Below are 17,387 nucleotides of genomic sequence, written 5' to 3' on the forward strand. Positions count from 1 at the left end.
ATGGGACGGAGTTGCCCTTATCGCGAGCAAGCTCGCTCCCACACTGGATTTGCGGCGATCACAAACCCCTGTGGGAGCGAGCTTGCTCGCGATGAGGCCAGTACAAACGCTAGATCAACGTCTCAATGCGCAACGAATTGGTCGACCCCGGCTGCCCGAAAGGCACGCCGGCTGTGATCAGTAGGGTGTCGCCGCGTTGGGCCATGCCCTGGGCCTGGGCAATTTCCAGGGCGGTGGAACAGACTTCATCCACTTGCTTCAACCGGTCATTGACCACCGAATGCACACCCCAGGCCACCGTCAGACGGCGGGCTGCTTGCAGGTTGGGCGTGAGGTTGAGGATCGGCACCGTCGGCCGCTCCCGCGCCGCCCGCAGGCTGGAGCTGCCCGATTCGCTGTAGTTCACCAGCACCGCTACCGGCAGTACGTTGCTGATACGCCGGATTGCGCAACTGATGGCGTCCGACGCCGTGGCTTCGGCCTTCGGCCGGCTGACATCCAACTGCGCCTGGTAATCCGGGCCGTTCTCCACCTGGCGGATGATCTTGCTCATCATCTGCACGGCTTCGAGGGGGTAATCGCCCGACGCGGTTTCCGCCGACAGCATCACTGCATCGGCCCCTTCAGCCACGGCGTTGGCCACGTCGGTGACTTCGGCTCGGGTGGGTGCGGGAGAAAAACGCATGGATTCAAGCATCTGCGTGGCCACCACCACCGGTTTACCAAGGGCGCGGCAGGTGCCGATGATGTTCTTCTGGATCTGCGGCACGCTTTCGGCCGGTACTTCGACACCCAAGTCACCCCGGGCAACCATGATCGCGTCGCTCAGTTCGGCGATCTCCCGAAGCTGGGTCACCGCCGACGGTTTCTCGATCTTGGCCATCAGGAATGCCTTGTCGCCAATCAACGCACGCGCCTCGCGGATGTCCTCGGGGCGCTGCACGAACGACAGCGCCACCCAGTCCACGCCCAGCTCCAGGCCAAAGCTCAAGTCGCGACGGTCCTTGGCGGTCAGCGGGCTCATGTCGAGCACGGCCTGGGGCACATTCACGCCTTTGCGGTCCGACAGTTCGCCGCCGTTGAGCACTTGGGTGTCGATGGCATCGGCGTGTTTGGTGGTCACACGCAGGCGCAGCTTGCCGTCGTCCAGCAGCAGGTCCATGCCCGGCTCCAGGGCCGCGATGATCTGTGGGTGGGGCAGGTTGACCCGCTGTTCATCGCCGGGCGTGGCGTCCAGATCCAGGCGCAGGGCCTGGCCGCGTTGCAGCAGCACTTTGCCGTCGGCGAATGTGCCCACGCGAAGTTTCGGGCCCTGCAAGTCCATCAGAATGCCCAGTGGGTAGTTGAGCTGCTGCTCGACGTCACGAATCCACTGGTAGCGCTGGGCGTGGTCGGCATGCTCGCCGTGGCTGAAGTTCAGGCGGAAAATATTCACGCCGGCCTGCACCAGTTCACGGATGTCATCGATCCCACGGGTTGCGGGGCCAAGGGTCGCGAGAATCTTGACCTTTTTATCAGGCGTCATGTTTGGGGTTCTCAAGAATCAGGATGGCGCGAAAGTCGTTGACGTTGGTGCGCGTCGGCTCGGTAACGATCAACGCCTCCAGCGCGGCGAAGTAGCCGTAGCCATTGTTATTGTCCAGCTCGTCGCTGGCGCTCAGGCCCAGTTCGGCGGCTCGGCGATAGCTGTCTGGGGTCATGATGGCGCCGGCGTTGTCTTCGGAACCGTCGATGCCGTCCGTGTCACCGGCCAGTGCGTAGATGCCGGGATGGCCCTTGAGGCTGTCGGTCAGGCTGAGCAGGAATTCTGCGTTGCGTCCGCCCCGGCCATTGCCGTGCACGGTGACCGTGGTTTCGCCGCCGGAGAGGATCACGCATGGCGCCGCCAGAGGCTGGCCGTGCAGGGCGATTTGCCGGGCGATACCGGCGTGGACTTTGGCCACTTCCCGGGATTCGCCTTCCAGGTCGCCGAGGATCAACGGGCTGAAACCGGCCTGGCGGGCTTTCACCGCCGCCGCTTCCAGTGATTGCTGGGGGCGGGCGATCAATTGGAAGTGACTGCGGGCCAGGCGCGGGTCGCCGGGTTTGACGGTTTCCGATTCCGGGCTTTGCAACCAGTTGCGCACCGAGGCCGGTACTTCAATGTTGTAGCGCTTGAGGATCGCCAAGGCTTCGGCCGACGTACTGGGGTCGGCCACGGTGGGGCCGGAGGCGATGACCGTGGCGAGGTCGCCGGGCACATCGGAAATCGCGTAGGTGTAGACCGTCGCCGGCCAGCAGGCCTTGCCCAGGCGCCCGCCCTTGATAGCCGAGAGATGTTTGCGCACGCAATTCATCTCGCCGATGGTGGCACCGGACTTGAGCAAAGCCTTGTTGATCGATTGCTTGTCGGCCAGGGTGATGCCAGCTGCCGGCAGCGCCAGCAACGCCGAGCCGCCGCCGGACAGCAGGAAAATCACCCGGTCGTCTTCGTTGAGGTTGCTGACCAGCTCCAGCACCCGTTGGGCCACCGCCAGGCCCGCCGCATCAGGCACCGGGTGAGCGGCTTCCACTACTTCGATCTTCTGGCAAGGCGCGCCATGGCCGTAGCGGGTCACCACCAAACCGGTGACGTCGCCCTGCCAGCAGCGCTCGACCACCTGCGCCATCGCCGCGGCGGCCTTGCCGGCGCCGATGACGATCACCCGGCCGCTGCGATCGCTGGGCAGATACTGTTCAAGGACATGCTGCGGATGGGCCGCATCGATGGCTGTGGCAAACAGCTCACGCAGCAATTGTTGCGGATCGACCGACATGGCGGACTCCCGATTTTTATTATTGGATGAAGCGACTCGATTCCCTGTGGGAGCGAGCCTGCTCGCGATGGCGTTAATCCAGTCACTTTATGTGTTGAATGTAAGACCGCTATCGCGAGCAGGCTCGCTCCCACAAGGGTTAGTGCAGGTTTACTTGTCGCGAATCGAGAAATTCGCCATGTGCTCCAATCCCTTGATCAACGCCGAGTGATCCCAGTTGCTGCCGCCGATGGCCGCGCAGGTGCTGAACACTTGCTGGGCGTTGGCGGTGTTGGGCAGGTTGATGTTCAGCTCCTTGGCGCCTTGCAGGGCCAGGTTCAGGTCCTTCTGGTGCAGGCTGATGCGGAAGCCCGGATCGAAGGTGCCCTTGATCATGCGCTCGCCGTGTACTTCCAGGATCTTCGAAGAGGCAAAACCGCCCATCAACGCTTCGCGAACCTTGGCCGGATCGGCGCCGTTTTTCGCGGCGAACAGCAGGGCTTCGGCCACGGCCTGGATGTTCAACGCGACGATGATCTGGTTCGCCACTTTCGCGGTCTGGCCGTCGCCGTTGCCACCCACCAGGGTGATGTTCTTGCCCATGGCCTGGAACAGCGGCAGGGCGCGCTCGAAAGCGCCGCTGTCGCCGCCGACCATGATGCTCAGTGTGGCGGCCTTGGCGCCGACTTCACCACCGGACACGGGGGCATCGAGGTATTGCGCGCCTTTTTCATTGATCCTGGCCGCGAACGCCTTGGTGGCGGTGGGGGAGATCGAGCTCATGTCGATGACCACCTTGCCCGTGCCCACGCCCGCCGCGACGCCATCGGCCCGAAACAGCACGTCATCGACCTGCGGGGTGTCCGGGACCATGACGATGATGAACTCGGCTTCCTGGGCGACTTCCTTCGGGTTGGCCAGCGCCACCGCGCCGCCGGCCAGCAGATCGGCGGGGGCCGGATCGTGGTGCTGGCTCAGGAACAGACTGTGCCCGGCCTTTTGCAGGTTCATTGCCATGGGGTGGCCCATGATGCCGGTGCCGATGAATCCGATTTTAGCCATGAGAAAATCCTCTTGTTTTTATTACTGCTTCAGCAAATGAGACTGCTTTCCTGTGGGAGCGAGCCTGCTCGCGATGTCGGTTTCACATCCAACGAATAGGTTGGCTGGACTACAGCTATCGCGAGCAGGCTCGCTCCCACAGGGGATTTTTTGGGTCAGACTGCGTTATGGCTTTTCAGCCACCCCAGACCCGCTTCCGTGCTGGTCAGCGGCTTGTATTCGCAGCCGACCCAGCCCTGGTAACCGATGCGGTCCAAGTGTTCGAACAGGAAGCGGTAGTTGATCTCGCCGGTTCCCGGCTCGTTGCGTCCCGGGTTGTCCGCCAGTTGCACATGGTTGATCTGACCCAGGTGCGCCGACAGGGTCCGGGCCAGGTCGCCTTCCATGATTTGCATGTGGTAGATGTCGTATTGCAGAAACAGGTTGGCGCTGCCCACCTGCTCGCGGATCGACAGGGCCTGGGCGGTGTTGTTCAAGTAGAAACCGGGAATGTCGCGGGTGTTGATAGCTTCCATCACCAGCTTGATGCCTTTGGCCTGCAGCTTCTCGGCAGCGTATTTCAGGTTGGCGACGAAGGTTTTCTCCACCAGGGCCTTGTCGCAGTTCTGCGGACAAATGCCGGCCAGGCAGTTGACCTGGGTGTTGCCCAGCACCTGGGCATAAGCGATCGCCAGGTCAACGCCCGAGCGGAACTCTTCAACCCGGTCCGGAAGACAGGCAATGCCGCGCTCGCCCTTGGCCCAGTCGCCGGCCGGCAGGTTGAACAGCACCTGGGTCAGGCCATTGGCCTGGAGCAGCGCCTTGAGCTCGGCGGAGCTGTAGTCATAAGGGAACAGGTATTCGACACCGGTGAAACCGGCCTTGGCGGCCGCTTCGAAACGGGCGAGGAAATCCTGCTCGGTGAACAGCATGGACAGGTTGGCTGCAAAACGCGGCATGGTGGTCTCCTATAAATAGTTGGCAGGCCCCCTGTGGGAGCGAGCTTGCTCGCGATAGCGGTGTGTCTGCTTGCATCCATGTTGAATGTAGCGCCGTCATCGCGAGCAAGCTCGCTCCCACAGGAGTGCGTCGGCATTCAATCGAGCAACGAAATCGCTGTCGGCGCATCGTTGCCCACCAGCGCCAGGTCTTCGAATTCGTTGACGGCGTTGATCTCGGTGCCCATGGAAATGTTGGTCACCCGTTCCAGGATGATCTCGACGATCACCGGCACCTTGAATTCTTCGATCAACTCCTGGGCCTTGCGCAGCGCCGGCTGGATGCCGGACGGTTCGAACACCCGCAGCGCCTTGCAACCCAGGCCCTCGGCCACGGCGACGTGGTCCACGCCATAACCGTTGAGTTCCGGGGCGTTGAGGTTGTCGAAGGACAGCTGCACGCAGTAGTCCATGTCGAACCCGCGCTGGGCCTGGCGGATCAACCCCAGGTAGGAGTTGTTCACCACCACGTGGATGTACGGCAGCTTGAACTGCGCGCCTACCGCCAGCTCTTCGATCATGAACTGGAAGTCATAGTCGCCCGACAGCGCCACGACCTTGCGGCTCGGGTCGGCCTTGACCACCCCCAGTGCCGCCGGAATGGTCCAGCCCAACGGGCCGGCCTGGCCGCAGTTGATCCAGTGGCGCGGTTTGTAGACGTGCAGGAACTGCGCCCCGGCGATCTGCGACAGCCCGATGGTGCTGACGTAGCAGGTGTCCTTGCCGAACACCTGGTTCATTTCTTCGTACACACGCTGGGGTTTGACCGGCACGTTGTCGAAGTGGGTCTTGCGCTGCAGGCTGGCCTTGCGCTGCTGGCAGTCCTGCAGCCAGGCGCTGCGGTTTTTCAGTTTGCCGGCGGCTTGCCATTCGCGGGCGACTTCGATGAACGCCGTCAGTGCCGAAGCGGCGTCGGACACGATGCCCAGGTCGGGGGTAAACACACGGCCTATCTGGGTCGGCTCGATGTCCACATGAATGAAGGTGCGGCCTTCGGTGTAGACATCCACCGAACCGGTATGGCGGTTAGCCCAGCGGTTGCCGATACCCAGCACCACGTCCGATTTGAGCAGCGTCGCATTGCCATAGCGGTGGGAGGTTTGCAGGCCGACCATGCCGACCATCAGCGGGTGATCGTCAGGGATGGTGCCCCAGCCCATCAAGGTAGGGATGACTGGGATGCCGGTCAGCTCAGCGAATTCCACCAGCAGCTCGCTGGCATCGGCGTTGATGATCCCGCCGCCGGCCACCAGCAAGGGGCGCTCGGCCTGATCGAGCATGGCCAGGGCTTTTTCGATCTGCACGCGGTTGGCGGCGGGTTTGGCCAGGGGCAGCGGTTGGTAGGCGTCGATGTCGAATTCGATCTCGGCCATCTGCACGTCGAACGGCAGGTCGATCAACACCGGGCCCGGGCGACCGGAGCGCATCTCAAAGAAGGCTTTCTGGAAAGCGTACGGCACCTGGCCCGGTTCCAGAACGGTGGTGGCCCACTTGGTCACCGGTTTGACGATGCTGGTGATATCCACAGCCTGGAAATCTTCCTTGTGCAGGCGGGCGCGGGGCGCTTGGCCGGTGATGCACAGGATCGGGATCGAGTCGGCCGAAGCGCTGTAGAGCCCCGTCACCATGTCGGTCCCCGCCGGCCCCGAGGTGCCGATGCACACGCCAATGTTACCGGCCTTGGTGCGGGTGTAGCCCTCGGCCATGTGGGAGGCGCCTTCAACGTGGCGAGCGAGGACATGATCGATGCCACCCACCTTTTGCAGGGCAGAGTACAGCGGGTTGATCGCGGCACCCGGGATGCCGAAGGCGGTGTCCACGCCTTCACGGCGCATCACCAGAACGGCGGCTTCGATTGCTCTCATTTTGCTCATGATTTTGTGCCTCTTACGTTTTGTAATTGTATACAAGTGGCTTTGCGCTGAGTGTATTCACGGCGGACGGCGCAGGTCAATCCATTTCCTCAAGCACCTGTTTCATTCGTCGGAAGGCCGTAAATGCTGTGGCTTTTCGTCGATAAGGTTACGTTGTTGGATTTATTGTATACAAAAAATATTATCATTGTGTTCTATTGTTTGCGTCTGGTTTTGCCAAAGGCAATGCCAGGAACGCTTCTCACAACAAAAAAAGGACAGCACCCATGAGCGCTTTAACCTTGAAAGTCGCCGTCAGCCTGACGGGGCAAGCCCTTGCCGCAGGCCGTGAAATCAGCGCTGCACCGCTGACCATTGCGGTCCTGGACAGCGGCGGCCATCTGATTGCCTTGCAACGCGAAGACGGTGCGAGCCTGCTTCGCCCTCAGATCGCCATCGGCAAGGCCTGGGGCGCCATCGCCCTGGGCAAAGGCTCGCGCCTGCTGGCCCAGGACGCCCAACAACGCCCGGCGTTCTTTGCCGCTTTGAATGGGTTGGGCCAAGGCAACGTCGTACCGGCCCCGGGTGGGGTGTTGATCAGGGATCAGGAGGGGAGGGTGCTGGGGGCGATTGGTGTCAGTGGGGATGTTTCGGATGTGGATGAGCAGGTTGCGATCAGGGCCGTGGAGGGAGTGGGGTTGATGGCGGATGCGGGGGTGGTTTGATTTTGTATTGACTGACCTATTGCTATCGCGAGCAGGCTCGCTCCCACAGGTGGACTTGGGCGGACACAATATGTATGGGCACCGCAAATCCCCTGTGGGAGCGAGCCTGCTCGCGATAGCCATCCAGCAGACACATCCAGCTAAAAGTTTGCCTCCTATCCAGGCATGCACAGATCTAGCCTTCTTCATGAGTCAATCATCAAAGGGGCAAGGAATGCCTGGTTCACCTGCTTCACATAGACTGCGCCTCGGTCGCTACGCCGAATCCAGTCGGGTCTATTTACTGACCACCAACACATTTGGCCGCATACCAATTTTTAAGGACGTTATCCTGGGTAGATTGGTCGTTGAGCAATTTCGAAAAGCTCAGGAGCAAGGCTGGGCCGACTCATTGGCTTGGGTGGTCATGCCTGATCATTTCCATTGGTTGATCGAGTTGCGAAGGGGATCTTTGAGTGAGTTGATGCAAAGGATCAAATCATTGAGTACCAAAGCTGTAAATCTGCGCCTGGGTAATAAAGTTAGCCTTTGGCAGCAAGGATTTCATGACCGCGCACTGCGGCGGGAAGACGAGTTGATCATAATGGCGCGCTATGTCGTCGCTAACCCGTTGCGGGCAGGTCTCGTGAAGCGGCTTGGCGATTATCCGCTGTGGGATGCCATTTGGCTTTGACTTGAAATCGAGCTGTCTTCAATCGCGAGCAAGCTCGCTCCCACAAGGGATTCAGGTTTGCTAGCAGAACCTATATTCACAACAAAACCTGTGGGAGCGAGCTTGCTCGCGATAAAGGCAACTCGATCTATCAGCCTGGCTCACACCCCTTCAACACCAACCGAATAATCGTCTGCGCCGCCGCTTCGTAATCCGCCTCATCCAGTTTCGCCTTGCCGGTCACGGCGCTGATCTGCCAGTCGAAGTCGGCGTAGGTCTGGGTGGCCGCCCAGATGCTGAACATCAGGTGGTTGGGGTCGATGGGGGCGATCTGGCCGCGGTCGATCCAGGTCTGGATGCAGTCGATGTTGTGCCGGGCCTGGGCGTTGAGTTGTTCCACCAGGTCGGCGCTCAGGTGTGGGGCGCCGTGCATGATTTCGCTGGCGAAGACTTTTGAGGCGAAGGGCAGGTCGCGGGAGATGCGGATCTTGGAGCGGATGTAGTGGCTCAGCACTTCGCCGGGCACGCCGTCCGCGTTGAACGGGGTCGAGGCCTGGAGGATTGGCTCGATGATACTTTCCAGCACCTCGCGGTAGAGGTTTTCCTTGGATTTGAAATAGTAGTAGACGTTGGGTTTTGGCAGGCCCGCCTTGGCCGCGATATCGCTGGTTTTGGTCGCCGCGAAGCCCTTGTCGGCAAACTCTTCGCTGGCGGCACGCAGGATCAGTTCTTTGTTGCGCTCGCGGATAGTGCTCATAAACCCAGGGGTTCCTTGCCTGTTCTGGCGGTTGCGCATGGTAGCACCGGCCTCGCGAAGCGCTCAAGAATGCCCCGCGGCCACGTCGGGCGCGCTATGCTGCGCAGCATTATTGTTCAAGGAGTTCCTCCATGGCCGGAAGCAGTTTGCTGTTACTGATCGACGATATCGCCACGGTGCTCGACGATGTTGCATTGATGACCAAGATGGCCGCCAAGAAAACCGCCGGCGTGCTCGGCGATGACCTGGCGCTCAATGCCCAGCAGGTGTCAGGCGTGCGTGCCGAGCGGGAAATACCGGTGGTCTGGGCGGTGGCCAAGGGGTCGTTCATCAACAAACTGATCCTGGTGCCGTCGGCGTTGGCCATCAGCGCTTTCGTGCCCTGGCTGGTGACGCCACTGCTGATGGTGGGGGGCGCCTACCTGTGCTTCGAAGGGTTCGAGAAACTGGCCCACAAGTTCCTTCACAGCAAGGCGCAAGACCAGGCCGAGCATGCGCAACTGGTCGAGGCCGTGGCCAATCCGGCGGTCGATCTGGTGGCCTTCGAAAAGGACAAGATCAAAGGTGCGATACGCACCGACTTCATCCTCTCGGCGGAAATCATCGCCATCACCCTCGGCACCGTCGCTGACGCACCGCTGACTCAGCAGGTGATCGTGCTGTCGGGTATCGCCATCGTCATGACCGTCGGCGTCTATGGTTTGGTGGCCGGGATCGTCAAGCTCGATGACCTGGGGTTGTGGCTGACGCAGAAGCCGGGGCAATGGGCCAAGAGCGTCGGTGGCGCCATCCTGCGCGCCGCGCCCTACATGATGAAAGGCCTGTCGGTGATCGGCACGGCGGCGATGTTCCTGGTGGGCGGCGGCATCCTGACCCATGGCGTGCCGGTGGTGCATCACTGGATCGAAGGTGTGACGGCCAGTGCTGGCGGCGCCGGGTTCATTGTGCCGTTGCTGCTTAATGCGGTGGCCGGGATTGTGGCGGGGGCGCTGGTGTTGGCGGGAGTGATGGTGGTGGGCAAGGTCTGGAAAGCGCTGAAAAGCTGAATCTGACAACAGATGACAACTGTGGGAGCGAGCCTGCTCGCGATAGCGGTCTACCAGCCAACATAAATGTTGAATGGCAGGCCCTCATCGCGAGCAGGCTCGCTCCCACAGTGGGTTTTGGGGTGGCCGGGAGTTACTCGGCAATCTGCAACTTGCGCGACTCGGTATACACGTAACGCACCTTCTCATATTCGAATGGCGAGTTCAGTTGGCCATAGCGGAAGCTGGTCTGGTGGCGCTTGTCCACGGCGCGCAGGAGCAGCAGTTCCGGGTGGTTGCCGCTGACTTCTGAAACGTTGAGGAAGTTGATCGCCGATTCAGCCGTGTAGTCCACAAGCAATCCCGAGGTATCGCGAAGGTTCGAAGGACCGAAGATCGGCAGTACGAAATACGCGCCGCCGGGCACGCCATAGAAGCCCAGGGTCTGACCGAAGTCTTCGCTCTGGCGCGGCAAGCCCATGGCGGTGGCCGGGTCCCACAGGCCGGCGATGCCGACGGTGGTGTTGAGCAGCAGGCGTGCCGTGGTTTCCATCGAACGCTTGCCCTTGAATTGCAGCAGGCTGTTCATCAGGTTCGGCACGTCTCCCAGGTTATTGAAGAAGTTGCTCACCCCGGTGCGCAGGAAGCCTGGCGTGATGTAACGGTAACCATCGACGACTGGCAGGAAGACCCACTGATCGAATCGATAATTGAAGTGGTAAACGCGGCGGTTCCAGGACTCCAGCGGGTCATAGACGTTCAGGGCGTTGAGGGTCGAGCGTTCGAACTCGCGCTGGTCCAGCCCGGGGTTGAACTTGAGCTTGCTCAACGGTTCCTTGAAACCGTCGGAGTCCACCACCACAGGCGCGTTGGCCTTGCTGTTATCGGCGTGGACCATGCCAGCACTCATTAACGCGGCGATAAGCAGGAGATATTTAGCCACGGAAGAACTCCAGCATGGCGTCGCTGTTGACGCGGTAGTTTAGGTTGCCGCAGTGGCCGCCCAATGGGTAAACCGTCAGGCGGTCGCCAAAGGTCTTGCGCAGGAAGCCCAGATCGCCCGGGCCGAGGATGACGTCGTCGGCGTTGTGCATGACGGCAATCTTCGGGCTGTCGTGCAGGTAATCCTTGAGCGCATAAAGGCTGACCTGATCGATCAGTTGCAACAGGCTGCCGCCGTCGGTGCGCGCGCGCCACATCGGAATCACCTGCTCGGTGAGATAGCAGTCGAAATCGCATTGCAACGCGCGCTTGAGGAACGGCGTCAGGCTGGTGCTTTCGGTAATCGGGAATTTGGGCGGGATGATCAGGCCGCGACGGTTGATCAGGTCCGAGGTGAATGCAATGTCGGCCGCCGAGAAGCGGAACGAAGTGCCAATCAGCATCGCCATCTGCTCGTTGGTCAGGTGCTGCTTGGACTGCTGGAAGTCATAGAGCAGGGCATCGTTGAGATCGATGTAGCCTTTTTGCTGGAAATAACGAGTCAGCTTGTTGAGCACCAATTCATAAAAAGTGGTGGTGTTGTTGATGCCCTTGACCTCGGTCTGGACCAGTTTGTCCAGGTTGGTGATCGAGGTGTAGAGGTTGACCGGCGGGTTGAGCAGCAGCACTTTCTTGAAGTTGAAGCTGCGTCGGGTTTCGTCCAGATGGGCGACGAAGGCCGCGTCCAGGGCGCCGAGGCTGTAGCCGGTGAGGTAATACTCGGTCACGGGCAATTTGGGGTTCTGCGCGCGCACGGCCTGCATCACCCGGTACATGTCTTCGGCGTCTTCCTTGGTGATGCCGGGTGTGGCGAAGCGCGAAGCGGCACTCATGAAGTCAAAGCTGGTGGGCGACGACAGCTGCACCACGTGGTAACCGGCCTTGTAATAGAGGCGCTTGAGGTATTCGTTGAGGCTGCTGTCGTATCGTGCGCCGGTGCCGGCGATCAGGAAGATCAGCGGCGCGGGCTTGTCCTGGGTCGCCATGCGGTAGGTGAGGCTTTTCACCGGCCAGAAATTGTCTGGCAGGATGAACTCGCGTTCCGGGCGCAGGGTCAGGCTGTGGTCCGCCTGGTCGATATCTTCGATCAAGGGCAGTTCCGGGCGCAGGTCCGGTGGCGTAGTGGCGATGGTCGCCTCGAACGGGTTGGTCAAGGGGTAGCCATAGCTGGCGGCATCGATGTCCACCGCCAGCGCGGACGCACTCAGAATAAGGCCGCCGGCGAAGGCAGCGAAGCGCAAGGAATGGAGCATGACTGGATCCCTTAAAGGAAGATGCCGATTGAAGTTCGCAGGCTATGACCGCCGAAGTGAAGCCAAGTGCCATGATTGGCACAAAACAGGTACAAACGGGGCGCAATAGTAGCGCGAAGATACACGTTCACGCGTGGTAGCGGCTAGTTATCTGGCGGTTTGCCGAAGTCTGGCGTGACCGCCAGGACGGCATTTTTGTTGGCCCGAATGGCGCAGGCAGGTAGCTGGCGTTCTGATGTCGTTTCTCGTTGCTTCAACGTCGCAGGCAGAGCAGGTTCCAGATCGGCGCAGGTTGATGATCAACGAGTCAGTACTCCACTGACGTTCGAACCGGTTTTGCAGGCGAGCGTGATGGGGGCGCTGTGCACCATAACAATACGTTGACGCCGCTCGGCATCCGTCGGGCGCAGCACTTTCGGGGAAGTAACGATGAGAATGCGACGACTCTTGGGCGCAGGTGCCGCACTGGTACTGGCGATCAGCTCCACACTGGCCAGCGCCGAAACCAAAACCCTGAGCATCGGCTATGTCGATGGCTGGTCCGACAGCGTCGCGACCACCCATGTGGCGGCCGAAGTCATCAAGCAGAAACTGGGCTATGACGTGAAGCTGCAAGCGGTTGCGACCGGGATCATGTGGCAAGGCGTAGCCACTGGCAAACTCGACGCGATGCTCTCGGCCTGGCTGCCGGTGACCCATGGCGACTACTGGACCAAGAACAAGGATCAGGTGGTCGACTACGGTCCGAACTTCAAGGATGCAAAAATCGGCCTGATCGTGCCGGAGTACGTCAAGGCCCAGTCCGTGGCCGACCTCAAGACCGATGACAGCTTCAAGAACCGCATTGTCGGTATCGACGCCGGTTCAGGTGTCATGATCAAGACCGAGCAGGCCATCAAGGATTACGACCTGACCGGGTATCAACTCAAGGCCAGTTCCGGCGCCGGCATGATTGCCGAGCTGACCCGTGCCGAGAAGAAAAAAGAATCCATCGCCGTCACCGGTTGGGTGCCGCACTGGATGTTCGCCAAGTGGAAACTGCGCTTCCTGGAAGACCCGAAAGGCGTTTACGGCGCGGCTGAAACCGTGAACAGCATCGGCAGCAAGGAGCTGGACACCAAGGCGCCGGAAGTGGTTGCGTTCCTGAAGAAGTTCCAGTGGAACTCGAAAGACGAAATCGGCGAGGTCATGCTGGCGATTCAGGAAGGCGCCAAGCCGGACGCCGCTGCCAAGGATTGGGTTGCCAAGCACCCGGATCGCGTGGCGGAGTGGATCAAGTAATCGACTTGGTCTGACTGTTCCGAAAGCCGCATGACTGTCTGTCATGCGGTTTTTTTGTGCCCGAAATTCCTGGATTCCCCACAATCCCCTTGTGGGAGCGAGCTTGCTCGCGATAGCGGTACATCTGCTTGCATCCTTGTTGAATGTAGCGCCTCCATCGCGAGCAAGCTCGCTCCCACAGGAGGGCAATTGTGAAAGTGTGCGGGAAACCGGCAGCACCGTCATGTCGTTCTAATACTAAGGTCGTCTGGAACCTGGCCTTCAGCCGCATAGAGTAGAGCTGTTCCAATTAAATCTGTGCTGCGAGGATAAAAACAATGAACGACAGCATTTACCTCTCGATTCAAAACAGCCCGCGCTTCAAGGAGCTGGTGAGAAAAAGAGAAAAGTTCGCCTGGATTCTCTCGGCGATCATGCTTGGGTTGTATTCAGGCTTCATTCTTCTGATTGCCTACGGGCCGCATGTTCTCGGGGCCAAGATTTCGCCCGAGTCCACCATTACCTGGGGTATCCCCATAGGTGTCGGCCTGATCGTCTCGGCCTTCATCCTGACCGGTATCTACGTGCGACGCGCCAACGGTGAGTTCGACGATCTGAACAATGCGATTCTCAAGGAGGCTCAGCAATGATCCGGCGTCTAATGGCTCTGTTGAGCATCGCAGCTTTCGCACCGGGGGCCTGGGCGGCTGAAGCCCTGACCGGTGCCGTGCAGAAACAACCGCTTAACGTTTCGGCCATTGTCATGTTCGTGGCTTTCGTTGGCGCGACCTTGTGCATTACCTACTGGGCGTCCAAGCGCAACAACTCGGCAGCCGACTACTATGCGGCGGGCGGGCGGATCACCGGTTTCCAGAACGGCCTGGCGATTGCCGGTGACTACATGTCGGCGGCGTCCTTCCTGGGCATTTCCGCGCTGGTGTTCACGTCTGGCTACGACGGTCTGATCTACTCCATCGGCTTTTTGGTCGGCTGGCCGATCATTCTGTTCCTGATCGCCGAGCGCCTGCGTAACCTGGGTAAATACACCTTTGCCGACGTGGCGTCCTACCGCCTGGGGCAAACCCAGATCCGCACCTTGTCTGCCAGCGGCTCGCTGGTCGTGGTGGCGTTCTACCTGATCGCGCAGATGGTGGGTGCCGGCAAGCTGATCCAGCTGCTGTTTGGCCTGGATTATCACGTTGCGGTGATTCTGGTCGGTATCCTGATGTGCCTCTACGTGCTGTTCGGCGGCATGCTGGCCACTACCTGGGTACAGATCATCAAGGCGGTGCTGTTGCTGTCGGGCGCTTCGTTCATGGCGCTGATGGTCATGAAGCACGTCAACTTCGACTTCAACATGCTGTTCTCCGAGGCGGTCAAGGTTCACGCCAAGGGTGAAGCGATCATGAGCCCTGGTGGCCTGGTCAAGGATCCGATCTCGGCGTTCTCCCTGGGTCTGGCGCTGATGTTCGGTACCGCTGGCCTGCCGCACATTCTGATGCGCTTCTTCACCGTAAGTGACGCCAAGGAAGCTCGCAAGAGCGTGCTGTACGCCACTGGCTTCATCGGTTACTTCTACATCCTGACCTTCATCATCGGCTTCGGCGCGATCCTGCTGGTCAGCACCAACCCGGCCTTCAAGGACGCGGCAGGTGCCTTGCTGGGTGGCAACAACATGGCGGCGGTGCACCTGGCTGACGCGGTGGGTGGCAGCATCTTCCTGGGCTTCATCTCGGCCGTAGCCTTTGCCACCATCCTGGCGGTAGTGGCGGGTCTGACCCTGGCCGGTGCCTCGGCGGTGTCCCATGACCTGTATGCCAGTGTCGTCAAGAAAGGCAAAGCCAACGAGAAGGATGAGATCCGCGTGTCGAAGATCACCACCATCGCCCTGGCGGTGCTGGCGATCGGCCTGGGCATCCTGTTCGAGAAGCAGAACATCGCGTTCATGGTGGGCCTGGCGTTCTCCATCGCGGCAAGCTGCAACTTCCCGGTACTGCTGCTCTCGATGTACTGGAAGAAACTGACCACCCGTGGCGCCATGATCGGCGGCTGGCTGGGCCTGGTCAGTGCGGTGGGCCTGATGGTGCTCGGTCCGACCATCTGGGTGCAGATCCTGGGGCACGAGAAGGCGATCTTCCCGTATGAATACCCTGCGCTGTTCTCGATGGCCATTGCCTTCGTCGGCATCTGGTTCTTCTCCGTCACCGACAAGTCGGCTGAAGGCGTGAACGAGCGTGCACTGTTCTTCCCGCAGTTTGTGCGTTCGCAGACTGGCCTGGGGGCGAGTGGGGCGGTTAACCATTGATGTAGCGAGAAGTGCTTGAAGAAATACCCCGGTCGAGAGGCTGGGGTATTTTTTTGTGCCGGGTTTAAGGATGGCAGGGCTGCCGTCATCGCGAGCAAGCTCGCTCCCACAGGGGATTTTCAGTGAGTACAGGTTCTGTGTTCACAACAGGTCAACTGTGGGAGCGAGCTTGCTCGCGATGACGTCGGACCGGTCAATGCCGCTTCTGGATCAGATGAAAAGAGGCACAAACAAAACAGCCCCTGCTCTTATATAAGAAGCAGGGGCTGTTTCGGTGCAGCTCAAGACCTCATTGCAAGGCAGGTCTTACTTGCGGTCTTCCAGCTGGGTGATGTCACGCGACTCGTAGCCGGTGTACAACTGGCGCGGGCGGCCGATCTTGTACGGGCTGGAGAGCATTTCCTTCCAGTGGGAGATCCAGCCCACGGTCCGCGCCAGGGCGAAGATCACGGTGAACATGCTGGTTGGAATGCCGATCGCCTTGAGGATGATCCCCGAGTAGAAGTCGACGTTCGGGTACAGCGAGCGTTCGATGAAGTACGGGTCGGTCAGGGCGATCTCTTCCAGGCGCATGGCCAGTTCGAGTTGCGGATCGTTCTTGATCCCCAGTTCCTTGAGCACTTCGTCGCAGGTCTGCTTCATGACGGTGGCGCGCGGGTCGCGGTTCTTGTAGACCCGGTGACCGAAGCCCATCAGCTTGAACGGATCGTTCTTGTCCTTGGCCTTGGCGATGAACTTGTCGATGTTCGAGACATCGCCGATTTCATCGAGCATGGTCAATACCGCTTCGTTGGCACCGCCGTGGGCTGGGCCCCAGAGTGCGGCGATACCGGCGGCGATACAGGCGAACGGGTTGGCACCCGAGGAGCCGGCCAGACGCACGGTGGACGTGGAGGCGTTCTGCTCGTGGTCGGCGTGGAGGATGAAGATCCGGTCCATGGCCTTGGCGAGCACCGGGCTGATCGGTTTGATCTCGCACGGGGTGTTGAACATCATATGCAGGAAGTTTTCTGCATAAGTCAGGTCATTGCGCGGGTACATCATGGGCTGGCCCATGGAGTACTTGTAGACCATGGCTGCCAGGGTCGGCATCTTGGCCACCAGGCGGATCGCGGAGATTTCGCGATGCTGGGGGTTATTGATGTCCAGGGAGTCGTGGTAGAAGGCCGAGAGGGCGCCGACAACGCCGCACATGACGGCCATCGGGTGGGCATCGCGACGGAAGCCGTTGAAGAAGGTCTTCAACTGTTCGTGAACCATGGTGTGGTTCTTCACGGTGCTGACGAACTGGGCCTTTTGCTCTGCGGTTGGCAGCTCGCCGTTGAGCAGCAGGTAGCAGGTTTCCAGGTAGTCCGACTTTTCAGCCAGTTGTTCGATCGGGTAGCCGCGGTGCAGCAGGATGCCGTTGTCGCCGTCGATATAGGTGATTTTCGACTCGCACGAAGCGGTCGACATGAAACCCGGGTCAAAGGTGAAACGGCCCGTGGCCGTCAGGCCCCGTACGTCGATTACATCGGGACCAACGGTGCCGGTTAAAATGGGCAGCTCGACGGGGGCTGCGCCCTCGATGATCAACTGCGCTTTTTTGTCAGCCATGTGGCCTCCTATTAATGCTTGGAATCATCAGACAGACCCCCCACGCAGGGCCCGCACCACTATAGTGAGATAAATTCGAATGTCAATTTGCCTAAAGTCTTGCTCCAGAAGGCTTTAACCGGACTTTTTCCGCGAAATTGCCTGCCGTTTACGCCTTTTGCTTCATA

At 60.2% G+C, this 17,387-nt stretch carries 15 protein-coding genes; 6 read left to right on the forward strand and 9 right to left on the reverse strand.

Translation table 11 applies throughout. The features are described from left to right. Positions 1 to 109: 109 nt before the first annotated feature. The 5 genes from pyk to gcl all read right to left on the reverse strand — a co-directional run bounded on the left by pyk (position 110) and on the right by gcl (position 6,687). Positions 110 to 1,525, reverse strand: coding sequence for a pyruvate kinase (gene pyk, locus MKS85_RS25005; protein WP_188252409.1), 1,416 nt, complete (start codon positions 1,523 to 1,525; stop codon positions 110 to 112). Beyond that, positions 1,515 to 2,795 (reverse strand): glycerate kinase, encoded by a 1,281-nt coding sequence (locus MKS85_RS25010; RefSeq protein WP_047229609.1) that lies wholly within the window; start codon positions 2,793 to 2,795, stop codon positions 1,515 to 1,517. The genes pyk and MKS85_RS25010 overlap by 11 nt, the downstream gene beginning before the upstream one ends. Positions 2,796 to 2,945: 150 nt before the next feature. Beyond that, complete coding sequence (locus MKS85_RS25015) at positions 2,946 to 3,836, reverse strand: 2-hydroxy-3-oxopropionate reductase (RefSeq protein WP_047229608.1); 891 nt, start codon at positions 3,834 to 3,836, stop codon at positions 2,946 to 2,948. A 155-nt stretch (positions 3,837 to 3,991) separates the two neighbouring features. Beyond that, the gene (gene hyi, locus MKS85_RS25020) at positions 3,992 to 4,774 is read right to left on the reverse strand and encodes a hydroxypyruvate isomerase (RefSeq protein ID WP_047229607.1); all 783 of its coding nucleotides are present in this window, start codon (positions 4,772 to 4,774) and stop codon (positions 3,992 to 3,994) included. 137 nt (positions 4,775 to 4,911) lie between these two features. Then, a complete protein-coding gene (gene gcl / locus MKS85_RS25025; protein ID WP_047229606.1) occupies positions 4,912 to 6,687 on the reverse strand; it encodes a glyoxylate carboligase in 1,776 nt (591 codons plus the stop codon). A gap of 266 nt (positions 6,688 to 6,953) precedes the next feature. Between gcl and MKS85_RS25030 the strand changes: the two genes are divergently transcribed. After that, a complete protein-coding gene (locus MKS85_RS25030) occupies positions 6,954 to 7,391 on the forward strand; it encodes a heme-binding protein (RefSeq protein WP_188252410.1) in 438 nt (145 codons plus the stop codon). A 214-nt stretch (positions 7,392 to 7,605) separates the two neighbouring features. Further along, complete coding sequence (locus MKS85_RS25035) at positions 7,606 to 8,064, forward strand: REP-associated tyrosine transposase (RefSeq protein ID WP_047229658.1); 459 nt, start codon at positions 7,606 to 7,608, stop codon at positions 8,062 to 8,064. Between the two features lie 130 nt (positions 8,065 to 8,194). On the opposite strand, the gene MKS85_RS25040 is transcribed toward MKS85_RS25035, so the two are convergent. Beyond that, a complete protein-coding gene (locus MKS85_RS25040) occupies positions 8,195 to 8,800 on the reverse strand; it encodes a TetR/AcrR family transcriptional regulator (RefSeq protein WP_188252411.1) in 606 nt (201 codons plus the stop codon). Positions 8,801 to 8,931: 131 nt separating this feature from the next. Here MKS85_RS25040 and MKS85_RS25045 point away from each other — a divergent pair, with 131 nt between their 5' ends. Beyond that, positions 8,932 to 9,846, forward strand: a complete 915-nt coding sequence (locus MKS85_RS25045) for a DUF808 domain-containing protein (RefSeq protein ID WP_076383808.1) — start codon at positions 8,932 to 8,934, stop codon at positions 9,844 to 9,846. A gap of 133 nt (positions 9,847 to 9,979) precedes the next feature. On the opposite strand, the gene MKS85_RS25050 is transcribed toward MKS85_RS25045, so the two are convergent. Then, positions 9,980 to 10,768 (reverse strand): VacJ family lipoprotein, encoded by a 789-nt coding sequence (locus MKS85_RS25050; RefSeq protein ID WP_076383809.1) that lies wholly within the window; start codon positions 10,766 to 10,768, stop codon positions 9,980 to 9,982. After that, a complete protein-coding gene (locus MKS85_RS25055) occupies positions 10,761 to 12,059 on the reverse strand; it encodes a serine/threonine protein kinase (RefSeq protein ID WP_188252412.1) in 1,299 nt (432 codons plus the stop codon). Before MKS85_RS25055 ends, MKS85_RS25050 begins: the two co-directional genes overlap by 8 nt. 429 nt (positions 12,060 to 12,488) lie before the next feature. Between MKS85_RS25055 and MKS85_RS25060 the strand changes: the two genes are divergently transcribed. The 3 genes from MKS85_RS25060 (at position 12,489) to MKS85_RS25070 (ending at position 15,624) form a co-directional block, all read left to right on the forward strand. Then, the gene (locus MKS85_RS25060; protein WP_047229600.1) at positions 12,489 to 13,340 is read left to right on the forward strand and encodes a glycine betaine ABC transporter substrate-binding protein; all 852 of its coding nucleotides are present in this window, start codon (positions 12,489 to 12,491) and stop codon (positions 13,338 to 13,340) included. A gap of 317 nt (positions 13,341 to 13,657) precedes the next feature. After that, positions 13,658 to 13,969, forward strand: coding sequence for a DUF485 domain-containing protein (locus MKS85_RS25065; RefSeq protein ID WP_047229599.1), 312 nt, complete (start codon positions 13,658 to 13,660; stop codon positions 13,967 to 13,969). After that, complete coding sequence (locus tag MKS85_RS25070) at positions 13,966 to 15,624, forward strand: cation acetate symporter (RefSeq protein WP_047229598.1); 1,659 nt, start codon at positions 13,966 to 13,968, stop codon at positions 15,622 to 15,624. Before MKS85_RS25065 ends, MKS85_RS25070 begins: the two co-directional genes overlap by 4 nt. Positions 15,625 to 15,930: 306 nt before the next feature. Here the strand turns inward: MKS85_RS25070 and gltA are convergent, their stop codons facing one another. Continuing rightward, entirely contained in the window at positions 15,931 to 17,220 is a 1,290-nt protein-coding gene (gltA, locus tag MKS85_RS25075) for a citrate synthase (RefSeq protein WP_003204440.1), read from the reverse strand. Positions 17,221 to 17,387: the final 167 nt, after the last annotated feature.

The organism is Pseudomonas sp. JL2 (assembly GCF_031570495.1).
Lineage (GTDB): Bacteria > Pseudomonadota > Gammaproteobacteria > Pseudomonadales > Pseudomonadaceae > Aquipseudomonas > Aquipseudomonas rhizophila.